This is a genomic window from Prolixibacteraceae bacterium (genome assembly GCA_019720755.1).
Classification (GTDB): Bacteria; Bacteroidota; Bacteroidia; order Bacteroidales; family Prolixibacteraceae; genus Halosquirtibacter; species Halosquirtibacter laminarini.
On record CP081303.1, the window covers coordinates 2,761,857 to 2,786,627 of the forward strand.

The window sequence follows — 24,771 nt, forward strand, 5'->3', positions numbered from 1 at the left end:
CCATGAACAAACCATGAACAAACCATGAACAAAGTACCTATCAATCCCCTATGAAACCTTATGGAAACCATATGGAATTCATGTTAAATCCGATAGTCAAATCAGGCCTAGCAACATGGAAAATAGATAGCAAAAACAAATAACATTTGTTATATTGTAGGAAGAGGTGTGATTCACTATCTTCGTTCGGTTGGTGGGGATACATCCACGACTTTATTGAAAACAGATACGAATATGACGCAACAAAAGCAGTTCTATCCCAATATATGGGCCTCTTTATTTATTATTGCCCTCTATACTTTTATTCAAGCAGCAATAGAATTGCCTATTGCATTATACGATTTGAACCACAAAACGGCATATTTAAACAATCCACTGATAAGCTATCCTATCTTTATCGGTTCGACTCTTTTTATACTCTATTATGGTTATAAAAACTCGGGCTTTTCATTCAAGGAGGTATTTCCGTTCAAAATGTTTCCGATATGGATTTTGCTGCCTTTTGTATTGATGGATGTCTCGCTTCAATATTTTATGAACGATGTTAATCTATGGGTGAATAGTATTCTTCCTGTTCCTGACTGGTTTAACCAACTGTTTGCACGTATTTTTGAGAGGGCTCCTTCTCAATGGATGGGAGTAGCCAAAGTGGTGGTGATAGGGCCCATTATTGAGGAACTTATCTTTAGGGGCATTGTGATGAATGGTTTTCTACGCAACTACTCTAAGACAAAGGCAATCTTGATATCTGCCATTCTATTTGGTTTTTTCCATATGAATCCGTGGCAACTACTTCCTGCATCTATTCTAGGAGTGGTGTTAGGAATGTTACGAGCCCAGACAGGATCTATATGGGCAGCCATCGCTGGACATAGTATCCACAACGGATTGGTATATCTATCGATTGTCTATTATAAAGAGTTGTCTTCCATCTCGATACTCACAAAATCGGCACAAAATAATATCATCCATACTTTTGTCATCTGTTTGATGCTTCTAACCATTATATTTGCAACTAGAAAAAACAATCAACTAAGTTGGTTTAAGAGACCGACACAATAAAAAAACAGATCTATATGCTTAAGAAAATACCCCACACCTATGTGATCATTTTTGGTATTATACTATTTTCCGCTGTGATGACATGGATAGTCCCAGGCGGGGAGTACAACAGAGAGGTCATCGATGTGAATGGTGTGCAACGTGAGGTAGTTGTAAACAACTCTTTTCACTATACGGATAGCCAACCCCAGACATGGCAAGTGTTCTCCTCTTTCTTTCAAGGTTTCACCAATGCTGCGGATATCATTGCCTTTATCCTGATTATTGGCGGGGCTTTTTGGATTATCAACGACAGCAAATCGATTGATGTAGGGATTACCTCTTTCTTAGACTCTTTAAAACGATTCGAACATATTGGATGGATACGAAAGATTGGCGTAGACAACATCATCTTTGTGATGATTATGTTGCTATTTAGCATCTTTGGGGCCGTCTTCGGGATGAGTGAGGAGACCATCGCCTTTATCATCATCTTCGTACCGCTCTCTATCAAGATGGGCTACGACTCAATTCTTGGAGTCGCTCTCTGTTTTGTGGCAGCAGGATTGGGATTTGCAGGAGCAATCCTCAACCCTTTTACCATCGGTATTGCCCAAGGGCTATCGAATCTTCCACTCTTTAGTGGGATTGAGTATCGTCTGTTTTGTTGGGTCGTAATCAACTTGGTAGGCTTTACATTTATTCTTCGTTATGCCAACAAGATTAAGAAGAGTCCTAAGAGCTCTTTGGTATACGAGGAGGATCAATACTGGAGAGACAAGAAGGATGCAAGCGAGGATACCATTGAACAGTATGTTCCCAAAGCAGCTTATGTGGTATATGCACTGATTTCAGCCTTTCTTGTAGCGACTTCGTTCCAACACCCAACCACCGTGTTAAAGATAGGACAGTCGGAGATCACTCTTTATGCATTTCCTATTCTCTCTGTGCTATTCATTGTATTGGGTGGACTCTCATTAAGGAAGACCGTACACTATTTTGTATTGAACATCCTATTCTTTACTATTCTTCTATTGATCGTTGGCGTGATGGGATATGGCTGGTATGTAGGAGAGATCGCCTCTCTATTCCTTGCCATGGGTATCTTCGGTGGGATTGCCGCAGGAAACAACGGAAACAAGATCACCAAACTATTTATCGAGGGCGCAGCAGATATTCTGTCGGCAGCATTAGTCGTTGGTTTGGCAGGTGGGATCATCGTAATCTTAAGACAAGGGCTTATTATCGACACCATCTTGCATAGCATCTCTACCGCCATGAATGATATGGGGAAAGTATCTTCGGTTGGAATGATGTATTTCTTCCAGTCGTGTTTGAATATCATCATCCCTTCAGGCTCTGGAAAAGCAGCCCTTACGATGCCTATGATGGCACAGTTTTCGGACCTTATTGGAATCTCTAGACAGGCCACTGTAATGGCCTTTCAATTTGGAGATGGATTCACCAATATGATCACCCCAACCTCAGGTATTCTTGTGGGCGTACTAGGAGTGGCCAAAATTCCTTTCCCTAAATGGGTAAAGTGGATTACGCCACTGATGGTGATATTGATTTTGATCGGTTTTCTACTACTGATTCCAACAGTCACCATGACACTGAATGGATTTTAAATAGAAGAAAGAGGAACTAAGAAGTTCCTCTTTTTTTGTATTCAAACATCAAAAAATTCTCTCTGAGACATGCCTCATCATGATGTATCAGAGAGAAATATCTTGGATCAGGCGATATTTAAGGTGAATCCAACAAAACCGCAGAAACAGATATCTTTCTTATATTCATATATGGTAGCTATAAAGCCATAAGAATAGCAATCCCGTAAATATGTTTCTACCACACAATATCTTGTAACATCAATAAAGAAGTGTCAACACAATGTAACCTCAACAAAGAAGCGACAACACAAAGTAGTATCAATAATGAAGCCTCATCACAATCTAGCATCAATACAATGTAACCTCAACAAAGAAGCGACAACACAAAGTAGTATCAATAATGAAGCCTCATCACAATCTAGCATCAATCACGAAGCGTCAACACCTGGGAGTTAGGAAGCTCCTGCTTCCGTATGATGTATCTATATGTTGCATACTACTATTTTTGCACGAGGTCTCGTGCACACGAAGCAGGAGCTCCGCGGTTCCCAGGGGTTGCAGCAACATCTTGTATCATCAATAATGATGCATCATCACATTACATCGTAAACAACGATGCAACAATAATGGTGCATCAATACCTTTTTGTCACTCTTTTTCAAGGTAGGTGTAGCCATAAAGACCTGATCGATATATGGCAAGAAACTCACGCCCCTCTTTTGCCGTGATTCGACCTGACTTGACAGAAGAAGTTACCCAAGTCTCCACTGCTCTGACGAGTTTTTTTGGGTTGTATTGGGCATAATCCAACACCTCAGCAACTGTCTCTCCATCGATAATTTGATCAATAGAATAAGCTTCGTCCGTAAGAGAGATATGCACCGCATTGGTGTCGCCAAAGAGGTTATGAAGATCTCCTAGAATCTCCTGGTAAGCCCCTACTAGAAATACACCAATATAGTAGTTCTCCCCCTCCTTCAAAGAGTGCACAGGCAAGGTCTGAGAGGAGTTGGTGGTGACGATAAAGTTATCAATCTTACCATCCGAATCGCAAGTGATATCCTGAATGGTAGCATAGTTATCTGGATTCTCCGTATGACGTTGAATAGGGACAATAGGAAACAACTGGTCTATGGCCCATGAATCAGGAAGAGACTGAAAAAGAGAGAAGTTACAGAAGTACTTATCAGCCAAACGCTGAGGAAGGCCCTCTAGTTCGTTTGGAATATGTTTCAGTCGTTGAGACATCTTCACCACCTCTCTAGCAATAGACCAAAAAAGACGTTCAACCAAAGCTCTCTCTTTGATATCCAACAATCCTAAGCTAAACAGATTTAACGACTCTTCTCTAATTTGTAAGGCATCATGCCAATCCTCTAAGAGGTGTGGCTGTGAAAGCTTGTTTAGAATATTACAAAGGTCTCTAACATTTTCATGTATCTCATCTGACAGCACCTCCTCTTTGTTCCATTTAGGCAGTGAAGTGGATTCTAGTACGTCAAAGATCAACACAGAGTGGTGTGCTGTTAAGGAGCGTCCTGATTCGGTGATGATATTCGGATGAGGCAATTCGTTTTTATCGCTGGCATCGACCATCGCATACACTGCATCATTCACATACTCCTGAATGCTATAGTTTACACTGCTATCAGAGTTTGAAGAGCGTGTCCCATCGTAGTCCACTCCTAGCCCCCCTCCGATGTCAACATACTCTACCCCGATACCCATCTTTCGAAGTTGCACATAGAATTGGGCAGCCTCTTTAAGGGCTATTTTAATACGACGAATCTTATTTACTTGGCTTCCAATATGAAAATGGATCAACTTAAAACAGTCCACTAAATCATTCTGTTCCAAAATAGAGACAGCATCCATCAACTCACTAGTATTCAAACCGAATTTACTAGAGTCGCCACCAGAGCTCTCCCATTTTCCACTACCAGAGCTGGAGAGTTTTATTCGGATACCTATATTAGGTCGAACATGAAGTCTTTCGGAAACTTCGGCAATCAGCTTCAGTTCATTGAGTTTCTCTACCACGATAAAGATACGGCGGCCCATCTTTTGGGCAAGAAGTGCCAATTCGATATAGTCTTCGTCTTTATAACCATTACAGACAATCAAAGAGTCGGTGTCGGTATTATTTGCAATAACGGCATGTAGTTCTGGTTTAGAACCAGCCTCTAGACCTATATTAAATTTCTTTCCATGGGAAACCAACTCCTCTACGACAGGCTGCATCTGATTCACCTTTATAGGGAAGATAGTATAAGCGTTCGCTTGATAGTGGTTCTCTACAGAGGCTTGACGAAAACATCGGTACATCTCCTCTATACGACTATCTAGAATATCTGGGAAACGCAATAGCACAGGAGTAGCGACATCTCTCATCTGCAACTCATCGAGCAACTCCTTCAGGTCGATGGCTCGCCCATCTCTACTCGGAGTTACCTGTACATTTCCTTTTTCGTTGATCGAAAAATAGTTAATACCCCAGCCCTGCATATTATACAGTTCTAGTGAATCCTCCACATTCCACTTTCTCATTTTTATAACAATTAACCGTAAAAGCGTTCGCTTCTACTTAGATAATAACTGAAAATAAAGGAGGGGACCATCCCTACCATTGATTGCAAAAGCAATGTGCAAAAATACAAAAAAAGAAGAGGCATGGCTTCCATTTAGATTATTTAATGAAACAAAGCACACTTTTTCAATATCCATCAAGAGAGAACAAACGTTTTTTGAGTAGCAGGAGGGCTTCTATTTCATCGATATAAATGATACTTTTGTAGGGCAAAAATATTCTTAACATGGACTCAAGTAGATATACCGAGATACGGTCTCAGATGCATCAAATCTTTCAGCGAGCATTCCAATGGGATCGTATTCCACAAGCCCAAATAGTGGGTAGTGCACAAAAATTAGGTTTATGGAAAAACAACACCCTACACTTTCCTGAAGAGGAAGATAGGGCTATCTTTTTTGAATATTGTTTTTACGAGAAACTATCTCCTCAGGGAGCACAGATTGTACAATATACAAACGAGAATGAAGAGAAAATAGCGGCATCGATGACCCAAAGCATCCACTCTCTATATGAGGTGGTGGCATGCAAAAGGGAAAGCAACGAGGTGATACTTAAAGATCTCTTAAACCCCAAAGGAGGAGAGATATCGATGGTAGACATCAACCTTTCGCATGCCAATGCCGAAGAAATGATCTTTTACACCCGACTACTCCCTTTTGAGAACCACCATATCTCCACAGGACTAGTGCTAACCTTCTCGAAAAAATCATGCCACAAGACAATCATAGAGAAAGAGAAGATAGAGCTAAAGAAGAGACGCAAACTGTCCTCTCCAGAGAGATATCAGTGGGCATTTTTAAGCTATGTAAAACACACAAGAAATAGTTAACGATGGAAGTAAAAATGAATAACTCTTGGAAAAGAGTATTGCAGACAGAGTTTGACAAAGCCTATTTTGGAGAGCTTGCGGAGTTTGTAAAACAGGCTTATAAAGAACATACGGTATATCCTCCTGAAAAAAACCTCTTCGAGGCATTCGAGCTTACCCCATTAGAACAAGTGAAGGTGGTCATCCTTGGACAAGACCCATACCATGGTCCAAATCAAGCCCATGGACTATGCTTTTCGGTAAACGAAGGAATCACACTTCCTCCATCTCTCCGCAATATCTTTAAAGAGAGAGAGTCGGATGTAGGAGTTCCTTATACCACCAATGGCAACCTTATCCATTGGGCAAAACAGGGAGTCTTTATGCTCAATGCCACCTTAACAGTAGAGGCCTCGAAAGCAGGGTCACACCAAAAGAAGGGATGGGAAGTATTTACCGATAGTGTGATACAGACGATCTCTCAAGAGAAAGAGCATGTGGTTTTTATCTTATGGGGAGCCTATGCACAGAAGAAGGCAAGTCTTATTGATTCGCAAAAGCATCTAATTCTAAAAGCGGTGCATCCTAGCCCCCTTTCAGCACATAGAGGTTTTTTCGGAACCAAACCATTTTCTCAAACAAACACGTTCCTCGAAAGTCATCAACAGACACCTATCGCGTGGTAAAAAAAGGAGGTTGTCATTTTTATAGATGACAACCTCCTTCTCTTCAATGTAACAATCTTACATTTTACTCTACAATCAATTCATCAACATATATTGAAGCATAATCTCCTCTTTTCTCGTGCCACATAGGAACAATACGAAGATTCTTTGCAATCAATCTAATATAACGTGCTTTGGTTCCTTTAGGGAAACATGAAACGTTCACCACATGTCGCGTTCTATTATGGATTTCCTGTTCATATACCTCCTTGAAGATCGTCTTGAACGACTTTCCATCCGTAGAGATCATATAGGTCACAGAAGACGGCATAAAAGCACCTTTAGACAGATCCACCAACCAGTTAGAAGAGAGTTTAGAGAGAGGATGCAAACCTCCAAGATCCATGGACACATCCACGTCGCTAAGATCCATACGCTGGAAAAGGCGAGTATACCCATCACTGATATTCATTCCACCACCACTTCCATCAAGCTTAGAGAATGGATACTTCACTGTAATATAGCGGTGAATACCAAGATGTTTTAGAAAGTGTTTGTCTAGCATTACCCCCGGATTATCATTCTTGTCAAAAGAACAAGCTTTCAGGTCATAATCATTATCAATAACAATAGGTTCCTCATACATAGGCGACATGGTCGTTGGAGTTCTTCCATCTAATGTAAAATGTATTGGAGATCCATCCTCATTGAACATATGTAGAACAAGCTGTCCCGCTTCATTAAAATCATTATAAGAGTAAACAACCCTAGAAAGTTGACCATATTCTACATGATAATAAGAGAGCAACTTCTCATACTCAAAGATATCCTCTCTAAATCGATTCCAATTGGTATGGTTTGTTCCCATCCAACCTCTATCCGAAATAGCCAAAAGACGTGGAAATATCTTTGTTGTCATCTCATCGAAAGAGGATGATTTTGAAGCATCCATTAAAGCACATGAACCGACTACATCATTTTTATCAATAAAGTTTCCTTCGACATGTGGATTAAACTCATACACATCATTTAATGTTACTAATTCGGATTCATGAATACCATTCTTCATTTCCGAAAGGTTTTGTGGCTTGTCTAAGTTATAAAGAGTAATCGGAGCTTCCACAACACGCATTCCCTTCTTTAGGTTCAGATAAGAAGCCGCTGTAGATTGGGTCACAATAGAGAGAGCATTCTTGCGATCAGAATATTTCCAACCATCATTCATAAAGATCAACTCTATCCCTTTGGCATAGAAGTCGGCATCTATCTTTTTTAATAATAGGGATAGATTCTCATTATATTTATCGATTAGTTCGTCCCTCTTTGGATCAATTAATGAAGACTCACCTACCTCAGAGTTGATCTCTAATTCGCGAACATTTCCTATACAGATATTTTTTGCAGAAAATAGAGTAGTCACTTCATCGTAAACTTTTGTTACGAATTTATGCACCATCTGATCCGTTATATTTAAATAGCACTTCACATGATAATCTGTTTTATCGATCGCATCATCATAAGAAGAGTAATCACAATATTGAGGATAATGTGATTTTACCATTTCATTATCAAAAAACAGATCTACTTCTGGAATGATTGTAATGTTACGACGTTTGGCATAATGAATTAAATTCGAGATATCATTATGGCTGTACGACTCTTTAGGATGACTGTTTAAGTTTGGAAACGAAGGCAAATTTAATCGAAGATTTTCTCCTTTACCCAAAACAAGGATAAGCTTGTTCATCTTAGAAAATGCCATATAATCCATGATTTTCTTCAACTCTAAAGTTGGCATATAGCGCTTGCTAACATCTAAACGAAACATTCTGTTGGAATAAGTAGGTTTGTCCCGGATGTAGACACATGGAAAACAGTAGTTCCCTTTCTTATCCACCTTAACCAATTGTCTTAAGGTTGTAATCGCATAGATAATACCCCCAGTATCACCTGCCTTGATATTAATTCCATCGTCGGATATCTTCAGAGAGTAAGCGTCTTTGGCAAAACCAAGTTTTCTATCGTAAGTGATCTTAATATCAGCATCCTTAAACGAAGGTGCTTTTGATATTTTCACATTACAATAGCCATGGATAAATCGTGAGAGCTCTTTCTCTTGCAACAGGATAAAAGCACTGTTACTCTTATAGGTAATATTATCTCCCAACGTAAAATACCCTTCTCCATTGGTGACAGAGAAAGGTGATGGAATTATCGAATACAACTTCTTATTCGTACTCTCTGTTTGACAACCTGAAAACAGTAGAATTAAAAGAACACAACGCAACAGATGCTTCATAATTATATAATTTTACTTGTGATATAAAAGTTCCTTTTATATCACATCAACAATCTTAACATAAAAAGCAGAATTCTATATCCTGCCTTACACCAACTAAATTACATAATTAATATGATTATCCAAATTATGTAATTCGCATTATGAACGAGAAATAAATACTCTTAATCAAATACAATTTTATGAAAACAAACAATAGTTAACATTACTAAATATTTCATTAATCATAATTTATTAATTAATCATAATCAGAGACTTAAAACAAGAAACAACATATTATATATAAAGCAAAATGATCCATCACAAACAGCATAAAGCCAAATAAATAGGATGAAACTATTTACAGAAAAGACAGATGAAAATCGGCACAAAGATGAAGTAAAAGAGAAAGAATACACCAATACTTTTTATTACATCTTTTAACTTTTACAATAATGTTTATGCACATCCTTTTTTTAAAAATTATTTAAAAAAAAAGCCAATTATTATAGAGGACAGTACAAATAGAATAAACATATTAATTATACACTGTAATGATATGTATTAAAAAAGAGTTGTAACAGAAACGTTCGGTTATTGGCATTTTGTAAGGTATTCTATCGACTTCTACATTTAGAGTCATCATCCGAGATAGGACTAGATGAGTAAAAAAGAGTTGGTGTTTAATCTCATATCAAGAAAGGATAGTAACAACAAAGAGATTATTACAATAATTTAAAGAGACAAAAAAGAGTCAGGTATATTATATGAGAGCAAATTTATGTTATGGATACTTACATACTATAAACGGCAAAAACAGATGAAATAGAGGGCTAAAAACAAAAAAGGCTGTAACATAAATGTTACAGCCTTTTATATGGTAAGTCACTAAAATAAGCCTATTAGTTGCTTCTTTTAAAACTACGTCTTTTGTTTCCAAAACGACGGCTACCACCTCCATTATCATGGATGTTATCATCACCACCGCTGAATCCACGTCTACCACTACGACGTTCTCCACCTTTACGGTCAGAACCACCACGACGTTCTCCACCTCTACGGTCAGAAGAGCCACCACGACGTTCTCCACCTCTGCGATCAGAACCGCCACGACGACGCTCTCCACCACCTTCGGCTTTCTCCACTCTAAGTCCTTTTCCTTCGAATTCGAAGCTAGAAGAAGAATTTATAATTTGATCTTCAGAGCTATTCTCTACTTCGAAGAATGAATAAGCCGATTTGATATCAATCGCACCAATCATATGACCTCTCATACTAGAAGATTCACAGATGATACGAACCAAAGCACCTTTATTCAACCCATCAAGATGCCCCGCATTGATAAAGAAACGAGACATACCACTTTTAGAAGTAGAAGTAGAGCTAGTGCGTGCACCACGATCTTCTCTAGATCTCTTAGAAAGCTGTTTGAAAGTACAAGAGATATCACGAGCATCACGATAATAATCTAAGAATTGATTAAACTCTTTAGATACAATCTTTTTGATCAATTCTTCTCTTGACAACTCATCAAGCTTTTCAGATACTTTTTCGATATACTGATCAATCTCTTCATCATGAACAGTAACATCTTTCAAGTTATCAACAAGTGAATACAACTTAGATTGACAGATATCCTCGATAGAAGGAATCTCTTTCTCCACAAATTTTGCTTTCACCATTCTCTGAATATCCTGCAGACGACGTAGTTCTTTGCTTGTAATAAAGGCAACAGAAGTTCCCTTTTTACCAGCACGACCAGTACGACCACTACGGTGAGTATACACCTCTGGATCATCAGGTAACTTATAGTGAATAACATGTGTAAGATCAGAAACGTCAATACCACGAGCAGCAACATCTGTTGCCACCAACATTTGAATGCGTTTCTTTCTAAATGATTTCATCACAGAGTCTCTTTGTGCTTGAGACAAATCACCATGAAGAGAATCAGCACTATATCCGTCTCTCATCAATTTATCAGCAATCTCTTGTGTTTCCATTCTAGTACGACAGAAAACAACACCATAGATATTTGGCTGAAAATCGATAACACGTTTTAATGCTTCATAACGATCTCTTTCTTTAACAGGATAATATTCGTGTGAAATATTATTTGAAGTTTCATTAACTGCACCAACCGAAAGTTCTTTTGGGTTGGACATGTAGTCTCTTGAAATCCTTTTTACTTCAGATGGCATGGTTGCAGAAAACAACCAAGTCGATCGATGAGCTGGTGTGGCACTCAATATGGCATCTAATTCTGACTTAAATCCCATATTCAACATCTCATCAGCCTCATCTAACACTGCAACCCTCACTTGACTCAACTGTGCTTTACCACGGTTGATTAGGTCAACAAAACGTCCAGGAGTAGCAACAATAATATGTGCACCTTTCCTTAGTTCTCTAATTTGCAATGCAATATTAGCCCCACCATATACAGACACGACACGGATCCAAGACATTTTCTTGGAGAAATTATTCAAATCTTTCTCGATTTGAAGACACAATTCACGTGTAGGACAGACAATGACACCCTGTGTGTCACTAATAGTAGAATCAATACTATTCAATAATGGCAGACCAAATGCTGCGGTTTTCCCAGTTCCCGTTTGAGCCAATCCGACAAAATCAGACTGCTCCTCTAGCAATAAAGGGATCGCTTCAGACTGAATTGGTGTAGGTTTCTCAAAACCTAACTCTTTTACTCCTAAAACCAACTCTTCGCGTAATCCTAATGTTTCAAAACTCATATGTTCTCTAAAAAATAAGACTGCAAAAATAGACTATTTTATTCAGCTTCACAACTTATTGTAAACTTTATATTGCAATCGCAACTAAAAGATAAAAACATCTCATAATCAGGAACTTAAGATTAAAGCATTCAAAAACCTTTCTCTAAGAGGATAGAAAGCAGAGAGTAATTAGGAAAGTTGGACACGAAACAAGAAGCAAACCGTCCTCTCTTTTTCTAAATAATTACACAAAAATACGACCTCATAAGACCATAAGAAACCATAATAATAGATATTCGAAAGGCTTTTTTAGATCCTTGTTTGTCACAAAGAATGGTTATAGCTACCTTTGAAAACATAGAGTTAGATAATATATATAATCGAAGCATTACGATGGGGAAAGAGATAGAAAGAAAATATATTGTATCAGAAGATATCGATCTTGACAAATACACATTCTCTATCATAGAACAGGGATACCTGTCTACTGATCCAGATAAAACAGTTCGTATAAGAGTTAAAGATGATCATGCTTTTATTACGATTAAGGGACGAAACAAAGGTATTGAAAGAGAGGAATTCGAATATAAAATTCCGGTACTCGAAGCAAAACAGATGTTGGAGATGACCCCACATAAAATATCTAAAAGACGTTATTATATACAACACCATGGGCACCTATGGGAACTAGATATTTTTGAAGGAGAAAATAGTGGATTAAGAATGGCTGAGATCGAACTCAATAGCTCTAATGAAACATTCTCTACTCCACCATGGGCAATCGAAGAGGTTTCTGAAGATCCTAGATATTTTAACTCTCAACTATGTCTACATCCTTTTTCGAAATGGGAATAAAATAATCAATAACACAACACACATAATGAAATTTTTTACACGAATCGCTTTATCACTTTTCGCAATCTTCACCTACACCGCCTCTTTAGCACAGGATACCAATACAAAAGTGGTGGTGAATATCTTTGTTGAGAATATGCGAAACGACTATATCACTCGCTTTTGGTCACACCTAAGAGAGGATGGTTTCAAAAGATTCTATAATGATGGATATGTCTGTAGCAATGTAGAGATGAGTCAATCTGTCATGGAAAGATCTAGCTCTATAGCCACTCTCGCAACAGGAACTTGGCCTCAGTCGCACGGAATTGTCAGTGATCAATGGTATGATTGGCTGAACAGCAGCAAGGTACAAGCAGTAGAGGATCCATACTTCTTTACAGTGGGTAGTGACTCTGATGAGGGAAAAGCCTCCTCTAAAAACCTTTTGGTTTCGACCCTTTCAGACCAGATAAATAAGATCTCTCTTCAGAAAAACCGAACTTATACTGTCTCATTGAATCGAAATACAGCAGTTTTGGCTTCAGGACATAAATCCGAAGGTGCTTATTGGTTAGATAATCAAAGTGGTAACTTCATCTCTTCGTCCTTCTTTTTGGAGACTTTTCCAGAGTGGGCTTTTCTTTTTAATAAAAAAAGATTGATCGATGATTATGCTTCTCGCAAATGGGAGCCACTACTGCCCTCTACAGAGTATTCAGAGAGTATTGAGGATGACTATATCTTAGAAAAAGGGTATGCACAAAGATACAACTCTTTCCCCCACAACATCGAGAATTTAGTAGAGAAGAGCGGGAGCTTCAAGATCCTGAAATCGACTCCCTTTGGGAATCAACTTGTAACAGATTTCACAAAACAACTTCTTGTTTCTGAAGCTTTTGGAAAAAATAAGACATTAGATCAGTTAAATGTTATATTCTCAACGATGGACAAACAGGCAATTCACTTTGGGCCAACGTCTATGGAGATGGAGGACACTTTTCTAAGATTAGATGCAAACATCGCCTCTCTACTCAAGTTCATGGATCAAAAATATGGCAAAGGGAATTACCTCGTTTCGTTGGCAAACTTTAACCCAACGCAATATGGAATTGAATATCTTAAAGAAGAGCTAAAAATGCCAGTCTCTTATTTTGATCCAAGTTCCGCTACAGCCCTACTTAAATCATTTTTGAATATACGTTTCGAAAAAGGCAATTGGATATTAATGTCAGATAACCAACAGATATTTTTTGATCGCGAACTGATCAGAAAACGTAAACTTGATATCTCTACTTTTCAAAAAGAGACCGCACTATTTTTAAAGGATTTTGAAGCGGTAGCACAAGCATGGAGTGCCTCAACCCTGTTACAAACAGACTTCACATCAAAAGTAAATGCTCCTTTTAGCCATGGTTTCAATGCCAAAAGGTCGGGAGATGTGGTTTACAAGCTGAAGTCAGACTGGGCAGTAAAAGATAGATATAGTTCGCCATCTTATTACGGAGAGAAACAAGGGATGTTTCTATTTCTTGGAAATGGGGTTCAAAGAGCACTCGATCCGAAACAATACAATACCATTGATCTAGTTCCAACCATTAGCTATCTGCTATCCATTCCATCACCAAGTAGTTGTAGTGGGAAAGCCATTATCCCTGTAAAAAGAGACTAATTGATAGAACCAAAATAAAAAAGGCGAATCTCTTTCATATAAAGAGATTCGCCTTTTTTACATACTGTATCGTAATACAATCCTATTCGTTCCAAAGTTGGATAATCTCATCCACCATATTCAAAGCTCCTTGGAACACTTCTGCAATCGAAGCATTCAACATGTAACAAGGAGAAGTAACAAGGCGATACTTTGCATCGATAATTACCTCACAATTATCTGTCCTATGATGAACACCTTCCATCTCTTCGATCATCTTAACTGTATCAGGATCATTCCCGATAGTTACATCCGCTTGAGGAAGTACTTTGGCAATCATCGCAGGCGAGATACATAGTGCCCCAATAGGTTTCTCTAACTGAACCATCCATAAGATTACCTTACGAATATCTTCATTGACCTCACATGCAGCACCATCAAAAGCAAGCGTAGATAGGTTTTTCGCAACACCAAAACCACCAGGAAAAATAACTGCATCAAAAGTTTCAGCACTAAACTCTCCTATCTCTTTGATATCTCCTCTTGCAATACGAGCAGACTCAACCAGTACATTTCTGTCCTCTTGCATCTCCTCTCCAGTCAAGTGATTTATCACATGATACTGTGGAATATCAGGAGCAAAACATTGTGCTTCGATTCCTCTCATCGAAAGAGCAATTAATGTAGAGGTTGCTTCATGGATTTCCGATCCATCAAAAACACCACAACCAGATAAGATTACTGCCACTTTTTTCATAATGATATCTATTTAATTTGAATATTATTTTCAAAACGAGATACTATCTACCTCTGCTAAACTTGACATGTAACAAGGCACCCAAGAAGAGAGAGTATAATGCTCCTGCAAAGATAAGCATCGCATTAGAGATGTCGTAACACCATGCTGCTTGCTGATAATGTACTAAACAGTAAAAACCAAAAATGAACCATGCGACAGATTGCGCATAGTTCAATATCCAATTAAAGAATTTGGCAATTATTCCCTTTTTAGGTACTGGAGCTGGTCTAAAGAACACAAATAGTGCAGAGACACTCCAGCAACCAAGGATTAAATATACCCACTCGTTCATATTTTTTTTATAAATTGTTATACGTTATATGTTGAAGAAGCAGTATCCCCTCCTCTACCAGTCCAGTTCGTATGATGGAATACACCTCTTGGCTTGTCTTTACGCTCATAAGTATGCGCTCCAAAATAGTCACGTTGTGCTTGTAACATATTGGCAGGAGAATCCGCTGTTCTAAATCCATCAAAATAGGATAAAGCCGAAGAAAGAGCAGGTATAGCAATCCCATTTGCTACTGCCGTAGCAACGACATTTCTCCATCCTTTAGAAGCTCTCTCCAATTTCTCTCTAAAGAAATCATCAAGCATCAAATGTTCTAATGTTGGATTGTTGTCATAAGCCTCCTTAATCTTTCCTAAGAATGCCGATCTAATAATACAACCACCTCTCCACATTAAAGCAATACCACCATAGTTGAGCTCCCAATTATTCTCTTTTGCAGCTTCTCTCATCAGGTCGTATCCCTGTGCATAAGAGACAATCTTAGCTCCTAGCAGTGCAGCTTCTAGATCATCAATAAACTGTTTTACATCGCCCTTAAATGAGATTTCAGGGGTGTTATAAACAGCATTTGCATTCACTCTAAGTGATTTCTGTGAAGATAGACATCTAGCAAATACAGACTCTCCTATAAGAGTCAATGGAATCCCTGCATCTAAAGCAGAAACAGCAGTCCATTTTCCAGTACCTTTCTGTCCAGCAGCATCTAAAATATTCTCTACCAATGGTTCGTTATTCTCATCTCGATAAGCCAAGATCTCTGAAGTGATCTCGATAAGGTAACTATCCAAATCTCCTCTATTCCACTCCGTAAAGATACGACTCATCTCATCATGGGATAGTTGCAACACTCTCTTCATCAAGTCGTAGGCTTCACTAATAATTTGCATATCACCATACTCAATACCATTGTGTACCATCTTAACAAAATGGCCAGCACCATCTGCACCAACCCAGTCACAACAAGGAGTTCCATCCTCAACTTTTGCAGAAATAGCTTGGAAAATATCCTTAATAAGTGGCCATGCTTCTGGTGAACCACCTGGCATTAATGAAGGCCCAAGAAGTGCTCCCTCTTCGCCACCTGATACACCACTACCGACATATAAAAGATCATGAGATGTAACCTTTTTAGTTCTTCTAATAGTATCTGGGTAGTGAGAATTTCCACCATCAATAATAATATCTCCTGGCTCGAGAAGTGGCATCAATTGATCAATCAAAGCATCCACAGCTGCACCTGCCTTAACAAGCATCATCACTTTACGTGGTCTTTCTAAGGAGGCAACGAAAGATTCTAATGAGTCGGCACCAATAAAGTTCTTTCCTTTTCCTCTACCTTGAACAAAATGCTCCACCTTAGAGACTGTACGGTTAAAAACAGCCACAGTATAACCTTTACTCTCCATATTGAGAACGAGGTTCTCTCCCATCACAGCCAATCCTATTAATCCTATATCTGCTTTTTTCATATTATTTCTTCTCTAAAACTTATTTAAACAATAATCTTATAGTCTTACTCAATGATGACGGATGCCTATCATGGGTAAATATGACATGAACAAATGTAACGAGAAATAAAAAAAAAGACAAACTGATCCTATTATATCTTTTCTCTATTACATCATAGTTATCCTCTATATATCTATCTATTTTCTACTGCTACAACTAAAGTAAATTAAAGTTCAATTTTGCAAGCACTTCTTGAAATGGATAGTCTTTAGTTTTTACAGTATACGCAGGAAACTCACGGCGAAGAGGATAATCTCCTCTCTGCTGTTCGAAGGTTGCCACATGATGTTTTAATAGATCCACCTCCTTTTCTATCGGATAAGTATGATAAATAGTGTTCCATAATGCACTACGTCCTCCGTGGACATCGATATCAATAATAGGACACACTGGTGGTTCGATACCCTCAGGAGACCAGTCGAGAAGAGGAAGTTTAAAATATGCAGCCATAGAGTGAACACTCATCGTGGTTCCCATCGCTTTTCCATCTCTAGAATATCCTGCAATATGAGGTGTTGCTATAAAAGCAAGATTAAGTAACTCTTGATTAATCGCAGGCTCATCTTCCCAACAATCAATAACAACCTCTTCGATCATCTTCTCTTTGAGCGCAAGTAAAACAGATTCGGTGCTGAATACCTCTCCTCTACAAGTATTACAAAGTATCGGTGTACGAGAACATTCATTTAGAAACTGTTCATCAACCATATGAAATGTCTTATGCTCTCCTTCCATCGATAGAGGTACATGAAACGTAATGATATCACACTGTTCTTTGATCTCTTTTAAGCTCACAAAATCCATATAAGATCCAGACTGTTCTAATGGCGGATCGCAAAGTAGTACACGCATTCCTAAAGCCGAAGCATATTTCGCCACTTTACTCCCCACATTACCTACTCCTACAATACCGAGGGTTTTTCCTTGTACATCCACCCCTTTATTTATAAAAAGTAATGCAAAAACGGCAGCCATATACTGTGCGACAGACCAAGAATTACATCCTGGTGCATTTTTCCATATAATCCCTTTCGAAGCACAATAGTCACGATCAATATGGTCGAATCCAATTGTTGCAGTGGCAATAAATTTGACCTTAGATCCTTCAAGTAAAGATCTATTACATTTGGTTCGCGTTCTTATAATTAATGCGTCCGCATCTCTAACTAATTGAGGAGTAAAATCGCTACCTCCAACATAAATTACTTTTGCATATGGTTCAAAAACACCTTGAATAAAGGGTATCTTGTCATCAATTATAATCTTCATAATTTTCACTTTTTGTCAGTATAATATTGCTTCACCATAGACCACATCGCCCAATTGGTATTCATTGCAGACATTCCTGTACTAGGACAGTTCCCTTCTCCTAGCAGTGCTGACACAACAGTTTGTATTAGGTTCTGTTGCACATGCTCTGGTCGAGGATAATCCATTGTTTCAACCACTTTACCATCCTTCACAATCTGTATTGGAGTAAATTGGAAGGTGGACATATGAATCTCTCCACGTTCACAAGTTATTACAATTTTATCAGAAAAGTCCTCATAATTGGCATCAAACATCCAACGGCCTTCACCCTCAACTCCATTCTCGAAGCAGAAAGCCCCATGAACTCGCTCCTCGGCTTCGTGTAACTTACGCACATTCTCGGCACGCCCTCCCACCTTTAAGATAGGACCAAAAAGATACACAAGATAATCTAATGTGTGTGAACCCAAATCATAAAAAAGACCCGCGCCAGCCATTTCAGGGATTACCCTCCATGGCAATTCTTCGCTATATTTTTCAGATGAGTGATGTTGAAATAGCTCTACATAAACCCTCATCGGTTTTCCTATCTCACCACTTTCAATAAGACTTTTAACTTTCAGAAAACCAGGCAATGCTCTACGATAATAAGCGACAAAAAGAGGGACTCCTGTTTCCATCGACACTTGATTCATCTCGACACACTCTTCAAGGGTTGCAGCCATCGGTTTCTCCACATAAGCAGGTTTACCCGCTTTCATTGCTTCAATAGCATATTTAGCATGTAAATGAGGTGGAGTGGCAATATATACAGCATCTACTTGATCACAATGAATCAAATCAGAAGCATTGGTAAAAGTGAGTGGCACATGATGTCTCTGTGCATAATCTTTCAGCTTTACAGAATCTCTTCGCATAACAGCGACTAACTCAGAGTTAGGGACTTTATTAAAAGCAGGCCCACTCTTCTTCTCTGTAACGTTACCACACCCGATAATTCCCCATCGGATCTTTTTATTTGTATTCATAGTGCGTTCAACTTTTTCAGTTTAAAATGAGAGTCTCTTTTTATGATAAGATAAATCCTATTGCATTTAGAGTAATATGGATAGAAAAGATCACATGCAAAAGAATATTAATTGTCACAAATCTCTTAATCATCTTAATGGATTCATAATGATAAGTTCTTCTCCATCCTAATACCAATCTAACGCGAAATAAGCAGTCAAAAAACGCTCTCTTTTATTATTCAATAAAAGTAGTTCAATGGAACAACTTGACCAATAGCACTTCTTAAAAGATACCTCTATTAATATTTTTAAATAAGATCTTTCTGTCAAAACCATTCAATTACATCATCAAAAAAGAGATCCGGACAGAGATACATGTAATATATTAAGGATGCGTTCTCCCTAGAAAAGAGTACAAAGGAAAAGATTATAAACCTCGGATTTATCGATTATTTCCATTCCTCCCTTGAAAAATATTGTCGTTAATAAACAGTTACTTCTATCCAATCAAAACAGTTATGCAATCGAATTAACAAAACATGCCGTAAAACAGCTACTCTAAAACAAAGTACATATAATACTATAAATCAATATATTACAATCAACACACAATAAAACTCTAAAAAAATACTAACAAAAATAATCATGAAAATATTTTGGATTTTAAAATGAATGCCTACTTTTACAATCGATTGCACAAGCAAATAGTAAAATTATTATATAAATCCATCACAACTCCATGTAAAAGTGGAGAATAGTGACCAAAGTTATTATCAGACGATGACAAAAAAAGTAGTTACTTTCGGAGAGATTATGTTGCGTCTAGCAACTCCAGGTTATTTACGTTTTTCTCAATCAAAAGAGTTCACTGCAACTTTTGGAGGAGGAGAAGCAAACGTAGCAGTTTCATTAGCTAACTATGGTATTCCTGTAGACTTCGTAACTCGCCTTCCAAAGAATGACATTGGAGATTGCGCAATGAAAGATCTTCGCAAATATGGTGTAAATGTTGACAATATTGTTTGGGGTGGAGAGAGATTAGGTATCTATTTTTTAGAAACAGGAGCTGTAACAAGGGCATCAAATGTAGTTTATGACCGTGCTCATTCGGCTATCTCTTCAATCGAATTAGGAATGATTGATTGGGATGAAGTTTTCGCTGACACACAGTGGTTTCACTGGACTGGTATTACACCAGCTCTTTCTCAAGAAGCTTGCGATGTACTAGCAGAAGCTATTAAGAAAGCAAACGAAAAAGGAATTACTGTATCTACTGATTTGAACTACAGAAAGAAACTTTGGAACTATGGTAAGACTGCAAATGAAGTGATGCCAGATCTAGTAGCTGGTTGTGACGTAGTTCTTGGTAACGAAGAAGATGCTGCAATGGTTCTTGACATTCACCCAGAAGGTGTGGACGTAACAGGAGGTCATGTAGAAGGAGCTGCATACGAATCAGTTTCTCGTCAAATCATGGATCGTTTCCCACGTGTAAAGAAAGTGATCACTACACTTCGTGGATCAATCTCTGCAAACCATAACTCATGGGCAGGTGTACTATATGATGGAGAAAAACTTTATGAATCACCACAATACCAAATCACTCACATTGTAGACCGTGTAGGTGGTGGAGATTCATTTATGGGTGGACTAATCTACGGATTAATCTCTTATCCAAATGATGATCAAAAAGCACTTAACTTCGCTGTTGCTGCTTCTTGTTTGAAGCACACAATCTACGGGGACTACAACCTAGCAACCGTATCAGAAGTTGAAAAGCTTATGTCTGGAGATGCCTCTGGACGTGTATCACGATAAGTATTTAAGAAATCTGAATTATTAAAAAGTACTGTGGTTATTAAAACCACAGTACTTTTACTCAAAACAAGAAACAATGGCTCGTTTTAGCAAGTTAGAGGTAATTGCACAAATGAAAGAGACTGGCATGATCCCAGTTTTTTTCCACAATGATATAGATGTTTGTAAGAATATTGTAAAAGCATGCTACGAAGGTGGTGTACGTGTATTCGAATTTACAAACCGTGGAGATTTTGCTCACGAAATTTTCGCAGAATTAGTAAAATGGGGTGCAGTAGAAACTCCAGATATGATTCTAGGTATTGGATCTATCGTAGAAGCAGCAACAGCTGCTCTTTATATTCAATTGGGAGCAAACTTTGTTGTAGCACCACTTCTTCATGAAGAGACAGCAAAAGTATGTAATCGTAGAGGTATTCTATGGTCTCCTGGATGTGGATCTGTTTCAGAAGTAGGAAAAGCTCTAGAGCTTGGTTCTGAAGTTGCAAAGGTATTCCCAGGATCACAGGTTGGTGGACCAGCTTTTGTAAAATCAGTAAAAGCTCCAATGCCATGGGCTCTAATGATGCCTACAGGTGGAGTTACTCCTACTAAGGAGAACCTAGAAGGATGGTTTAACGCAGGTGTTACTTGTGTTGGTATGGGATCTCAACTAATCACAAAAGAGATTATCAAAGGAGCTAAGTATGCAGAGCTTACAGCACAAGTAAAAGAAGCAATGGCAGTAATACGCGATTTGCGTTCATAATATCTTCTCTTTGTTGATAAAGATTAAGACCTCTTTAATTTAGCAATTGACTAAAAGAGGATGTTCTCGTTTGAACATCCTCTTTCTTCATATATAGCTATCCCTATTTACTTAATATAGAGACCTATTCCTAAACCAAAATTTGTTGTTGTATTGAATTGAGCAGATACAAGAAACTTACTGACTCTAAGTCCAAGAAATCCTCCATATTGGAAATTATCAGTGTTATATAAGCTTTGTCCATATCCGACCATTGGACCAATAGATAAAAAATTTCCTAGCTGAACACCTACCACATTATAGAGACATCCCTTAGATATCGCATTCTCCTCAAATGCATTTTTATGATCCGAAGTGCTCTCCCCATATATTCCCCATAAAAAATTAGAATTAAAATAACCAATGGTTCTAATAGATCGATTATAAGTATCCACACTATGGATATATTCGATCGAGAACCTCATTTTTTTTCTTTTCTCTGGGATTGATTTACCAAATAAGTTTAACGAACTTAGTACTATTAATAATAGAAATAAAGATCTCATCTCCTCCCCCCTTTCTCCTTCTTTTACAATTCTCCTTTATAGATAGAACAGTAGAACATACGCTTAGTTTATTTCAAATCTCTTTTTAACACATAAAATGGTTGATTAGCAAAAAAGTATTAATATAATTAATGTCAGTACTTAAAGATAAATTTCAAATCAAGCAGATAGAACAGAAGATATTATCCTTACAAAAGTGCTTATACTCTTGATATCTAATTAAAACAATAAACTGTTTTTAACATTTAGTTAATAATCAATCATATAAAAAAACAATTTATATTACTATTATTAAGGATGAATAAAAATAAAACCCTATGAATATACTTGAAGTCAAAGGCGTGTCTAAAAAATATGCCAATCACCTTGCTCTAGATAATGTAAGTCTTTGCATTAAACCAGGCGATATATTTGGTCTTTTAGGTCCAAATGGAGCTGGAAAGACGACACTCATTAGAATGATTAATCACATAACAGCCCCAGATACTGGAGAGATTCTTTTTATGGGAAAGAAACTTACACGCGAGATGGTTCGTAGTATTGGATATCTTCCAGAAGAGAGAGGGCTCTATCCAAAGATGAAAGTTGGAGAACAGGCTGTATACTTAGCACAACTGAAAGGGTTAAGTCGACACGAAGCACTCAAAAGACTCAAGGTATGGTTTGAAAAATTTGATATCATCAGCTGGTGGGATAAAAAGGTAAATGAATTATCCAAAGGAATGCAACAGAAAGTGCAGTTTATATGTACTATTGTTCATGAACCAGACTTACTTATTCTTGATGAGCCATTTAGTGGTTTTGATCCTATCAATCAACAAATGCTTCAAGATGAGATTCAAAGATATAGCAATCAAGGCAAAACGATTATCTTCTCGACCCACCAAATGCATGCTGCAGAGAATATTTGTGATAAGATGGCTTTAATCAACAAGTCGAAGAAAATATTAGATGGGGATATAAAAGAGATAATTAAAGAGTTCGGTTCCGACAAGTATCAGGTGCACTATAATTCCAATACTCCTCTATTTCAAACACCTATTGAAGGAGTCAATCTAATAGAAAATGAGTCAGTCGATAGCAGAAGTAAATTGACTTTTGAAACGAAAGACAATACGGGCATAAAACATGTTATTAATACAGTACTTCAAGAAGGTTCTCTAATTGAATTTAAAGAACTTGTTCCAACTGTACATGAGATCTTCATTCAATGTGTATCTAACAACAACCAAAACTAGACTATGAATCCTATATCACTTGTTATAAAAAGAGAATACTTAACTCGAGTTCGCAAGAAAACATTTATTCTCTTCACAATACTAACACCTTTAATTGCTATCGGTATTAGTGTCATTCCTGCCTTGATCATGTCGAATACAGAGGCAACGAAGACCAAAATAGGTATTCTTAATAACTACGAAGAGATAAGCTACATATTTAAGGACTCTGATAATATTGAATACAAAACAATTACATCAGATATCAGAGATACATATCTTGCAAGCGATGTACTAAAAAAAGAGTATGATGCAATATTAGAGGTTCCAGAAAACATCATGGAGAAAGATCAAGTAAAGTTGATCTCCTATAAGCTACTCTCATTCAATGTGAGTACTAGATTAAAATCAAAGATATCCAATGCTATAACAAAGATTAAGACTGAAAATATCGTCAATAAGTATGATATCCCTGGACTTGACTCTGAATTTGCTAATGCAAAAACGAGTATAAAGATAAAAGAGCAGATCATTTCCGATGATGGAGAGAAGAAAGATAGCTTTTCAGGAGTTGCTTCGGGAGTAGGATATATCCTAGGCTTTATGATCTATATGTTCATCTTCATCTATGGAGGAATGGTGATGCAATCTGTGATGGAGGAGAAAAAGAATCGTATTGTAGAGGTTCTTATCACATCTATCAAACCTTTCCATCTAATGTTAGGTAAAATTATTGGAATTATATGTGTTGCACTTACCCAAATATTAATATGGGTTTCTCTATTTGGACTAGCACAACTATTTATGAGTTATGGAGCTCAATTGAGTCCAGAATTGATGCAAAATGGTTTCCTTAACGACATCAAAAATGGTATTGAGGTATTAAACTTAGGATATATTGTATCGCTTTCTATTTTCTATTTCTTAGGAGGAGTATTAGTATATAGCTCTTTAATGGCTGCTATTGGAGCAGCAGTAGACAATCAAGAAGATACGCAACAATTTATGTTTATTATCATTGCACCATTACTTATTGGTATTATCCTTATTGGATCTGTGATTCAAAACCCTACAAGTTCTCTTTCAGTATGGGCTAGTATTATTCCACTTACATCCCCTATCGTGATGACTGCAAGAATTCCATTTGATGTCCCATTGATAGAACTAATCGCATCCATGCTTTCACTAATAGTATTCTTTGTCTTATGTATTTGGTTCGCAGCAAAGATTTATGCAACGGGAATCCTTATGTATGGAAAAAAGGTCAACTTTAAAGAGATATGGAAATGGATAAGACACTCTTAATAAAAACAGATAATTTTGTCTTTATATTATTTTTATCTATATTGTCAAAAAATAGTTAA

General features: G+C 37.6%; 19 protein-coding genes. 10 read left to right on the forward strand and 9 right to left on the reverse strand.

What is annotated here, in order from left to right; all coding sequences use genetic code 11:
* Window positions 1-234 precede the first annotated feature (234 nt).
* Window positions 235-1,062 (forward strand): CPBP family intramembrane metalloprotease, encoded by an 828-nt coding sequence (locus K4L44_10790; GenBank protein ID QZE13075.1) that lies wholly within the window; start codon window positions 235-237, stop codon window positions 1,060-1,062.
* Window positions 1,063-1,076: 14 nt separating this feature from the next.
* Window positions 1,077-2,672 carry a TIGR00366 family protein gene (locus tag K4L44_10795; GenBank protein QZE13076.1) on the forward strand — a complete coding sequence of 532 codons (1,596 nt, stop codon included), beginning with the start codon at window positions 1,077-1,079 and terminating at the stop codon, window positions 2,670-2,672.
* A gap of 630 nt (window positions 2,673-3,302) precedes the next feature.
* Here K4L44_10795 and speA read toward each other — a convergent pair.
* Complete coding sequence (gene speA / locus K4L44_10800; GenBank protein QZE13077.1) at window positions 3,303-5,201, reverse strand: biosynthetic arginine decarboxylase; 1,899 nt, start codon at window positions 5,199-5,201, stop codon at window positions 3,303-3,305.
* 266 nt (window positions 5,202-5,467) lie between these two features.
* Here speA and K4L44_10805 point away from each other — a divergent pair, with 266 nt between their 5' ends.
* Window positions 5,468-6,073 carry a hypothetical protein gene (locus tag K4L44_10805; protein QZE13078.1) on the forward strand — a complete coding sequence of 202 codons (606 nt, stop codon included), beginning with the start codon at window positions 5,468-5,470 and terminating at the stop codon, window positions 6,071-6,073.
* Between the two features lie 2 nt (window positions 6,074-6,075).
* Window positions 6,076-6,738 (forward strand): uracil-DNA glycosylase, encoded by a 663-nt coding sequence (gene ung / locus K4L44_10810; protein ID QZE13079.1) that lies wholly within the window; start codon window positions 6,076-6,078, stop codon window positions 6,736-6,738.
* A gap of 64 nt (window positions 6,739-6,802) precedes the next feature.
* On the opposite strand, the gene K4L44_10815 is transcribed toward ung, so the two are convergent.
* Complete coding sequence (locus K4L44_10815; GenBank protein QZE13080.1) at window positions 6,803-9,016, reverse strand: family 20 glycosylhydrolase; 2,214 nt, start codon at window positions 9,014-9,016, stop codon at window positions 6,803-6,805.
* Between the two features lie 881 nt (window positions 9,017-9,897).
* On the reverse strand, window positions 9,898-11,751 hold the full coding sequence (locus tag K4L44_10820) for a DEAD/DEAH box helicase (protein QZE13081.1): 1,854 nt from the start codon (window positions 11,749-11,751) through the stop codon (window positions 9,898-9,900).
* A 315-nt stretch (window positions 11,752-12,066) separates the two neighbouring features.
* On the opposite strand from K4L44_10820, the gene K4L44_10825 reads away from it, so the two are divergent.
* Together K4L44_10825 and K4L44_10830 are read left to right on the forward strand one after the other, a co-directional pair.
* The gene (locus tag K4L44_10825) at window positions 12,067-12,588 is read left to right on the forward strand and encodes a CYTH domain-containing protein (GenBank protein QZE13082.1); all 522 of its coding nucleotides are present in this window, start codon (window positions 12,067-12,069) and stop codon (window positions 12,586-12,588) included.
* A 25-nt stretch (window positions 12,589-12,613) separates the two neighbouring features.
* Complete coding sequence (locus K4L44_10830; protein QZE13083.1) at window positions 12,614-14,239, forward strand: alkaline phosphatase family protein; 1,626 nt, start codon at window positions 12,614-12,616, stop codon at window positions 14,237-14,239.
* 82 nt (window positions 14,240-14,321) lie between these two features.
* Here K4L44_10830 and elbB read toward each other — a convergent pair whose 3' ends face one another.
* From elbB to K4L44_10855, 5 genes are all read right to left on the reverse strand, one after another.
* Complete coding sequence (gene elbB, locus K4L44_10835) at window positions 14,322-14,975, reverse strand: isoprenoid biosynthesis glyoxalase ElbB (GenBank protein ID QZE13084.1); 654 nt, start codon at window positions 14,973-14,975, stop codon at window positions 14,322-14,324.
* Window positions 14,976-15,018: 43 nt separating this feature from the next.
* Window positions 15,019-15,309 carry a hypothetical protein gene (locus tag K4L44_10840; protein QZE13085.1) on the reverse strand — a complete coding sequence of 97 codons (291 nt, stop codon included), beginning with the start codon at window positions 15,307-15,309 and terminating at the stop codon, window positions 15,019-15,021.
* Between the two features lie 17 nt (window positions 15,310-15,326).
* Window positions 15,327-16,778, reverse strand: coding sequence for a decarboxylating NADP(+)-dependent phosphogluconate dehydrogenase (gene gnd, locus K4L44_10845; GenBank protein ID QZE13086.1), 1,452 nt, complete (start codon window positions 16,776-16,778; stop codon window positions 15,327-15,329).
* A gap of 196 nt (window positions 16,779-16,974) precedes the next feature.
* The gene (locus tag K4L44_10850) at window positions 16,975-18,087 is read right to left on the reverse strand and encodes a 4-phosphoerythronate dehydrogenase (protein ID QZE13087.1); all 1,113 of its coding nucleotides are present in this window, start codon (window positions 18,085-18,087) and stop codon (window positions 16,975-16,977) included.
* 5 nt (window positions 18,088-18,092) lie between these two features.
* Window positions 18,093-19,097: a Gfo/Idh/MocA family oxidoreductase gene (locus K4L44_10855; protein ID QZE13088.1), complete on the reverse strand. Its 1,005-nt coding sequence runs from the start codon at window positions 19,095-19,097 to the stop codon at window positions 18,093-18,095.
* Window positions 19,098-19,859: 762 nt separating this feature from the next.
* Here K4L44_10855 and K4L44_10860 point away from each other — a divergent pair.
* Both K4L44_10860 and K4L44_10865 read left to right on the forward strand, forming a co-directional pair.
* A complete protein-coding gene (locus K4L44_10860) occupies window positions 19,860-20,897 on the forward strand; it encodes a sugar kinase (protein ID QZE13089.1) in 1,038 nt (345 codons plus the stop codon).
* Between the two features lie 76 nt (window positions 20,898-20,973).
* Window positions 20,974-21,645: a bifunctional 4-hydroxy-2-oxoglutarate aldolase/2-dehydro-3-deoxy-phosphogluconate aldolase gene (locus K4L44_10865; protein ID QZE13090.1), complete on the forward strand. Its 672-nt coding sequence runs from the start codon at window positions 20,974-20,976 to the stop codon at window positions 21,643-21,645.
* 107 nt (window positions 21,646-21,752) lie between these two features.
* On the opposite strand, the gene K4L44_10870 is transcribed toward K4L44_10865, so the two are convergent.
* The gene (locus tag K4L44_10870) at window positions 21,753-22,190 is read right to left on the reverse strand and encodes a hypothetical protein (GenBank protein QZE13091.1); all 438 of its coding nucleotides are present in this window, start codon (window positions 22,188-22,190) and stop codon (window positions 21,753-21,755) included.
* A gap of 317 nt (window positions 22,191-22,507) precedes the next feature.
* On the opposite strand from K4L44_10870, the gene K4L44_10875 reads away from it, so the two are divergent.
* Together K4L44_10875 and K4L44_10880 are read left to right on the forward strand one after the other, a co-directional pair.
* On the forward strand, window positions 22,508-23,428 hold the full coding sequence (locus tag K4L44_10875) for an ATP-binding cassette domain-containing protein (GenBank protein ID QZE13092.1): 921 nt from the start codon (window positions 22,508-22,510) through the stop codon (window positions 23,426-23,428).
* Between the two features lie 3 nt (window positions 23,429-23,431).
* Entirely contained in the window at window positions 23,432-24,712 is a 1,281-nt protein-coding gene (locus K4L44_10880) for an ABC transporter permease (GenBank protein QZE13093.1), read from the forward strand.
* Window positions 24,713-24,771: the final 59 nt, after the last annotated feature.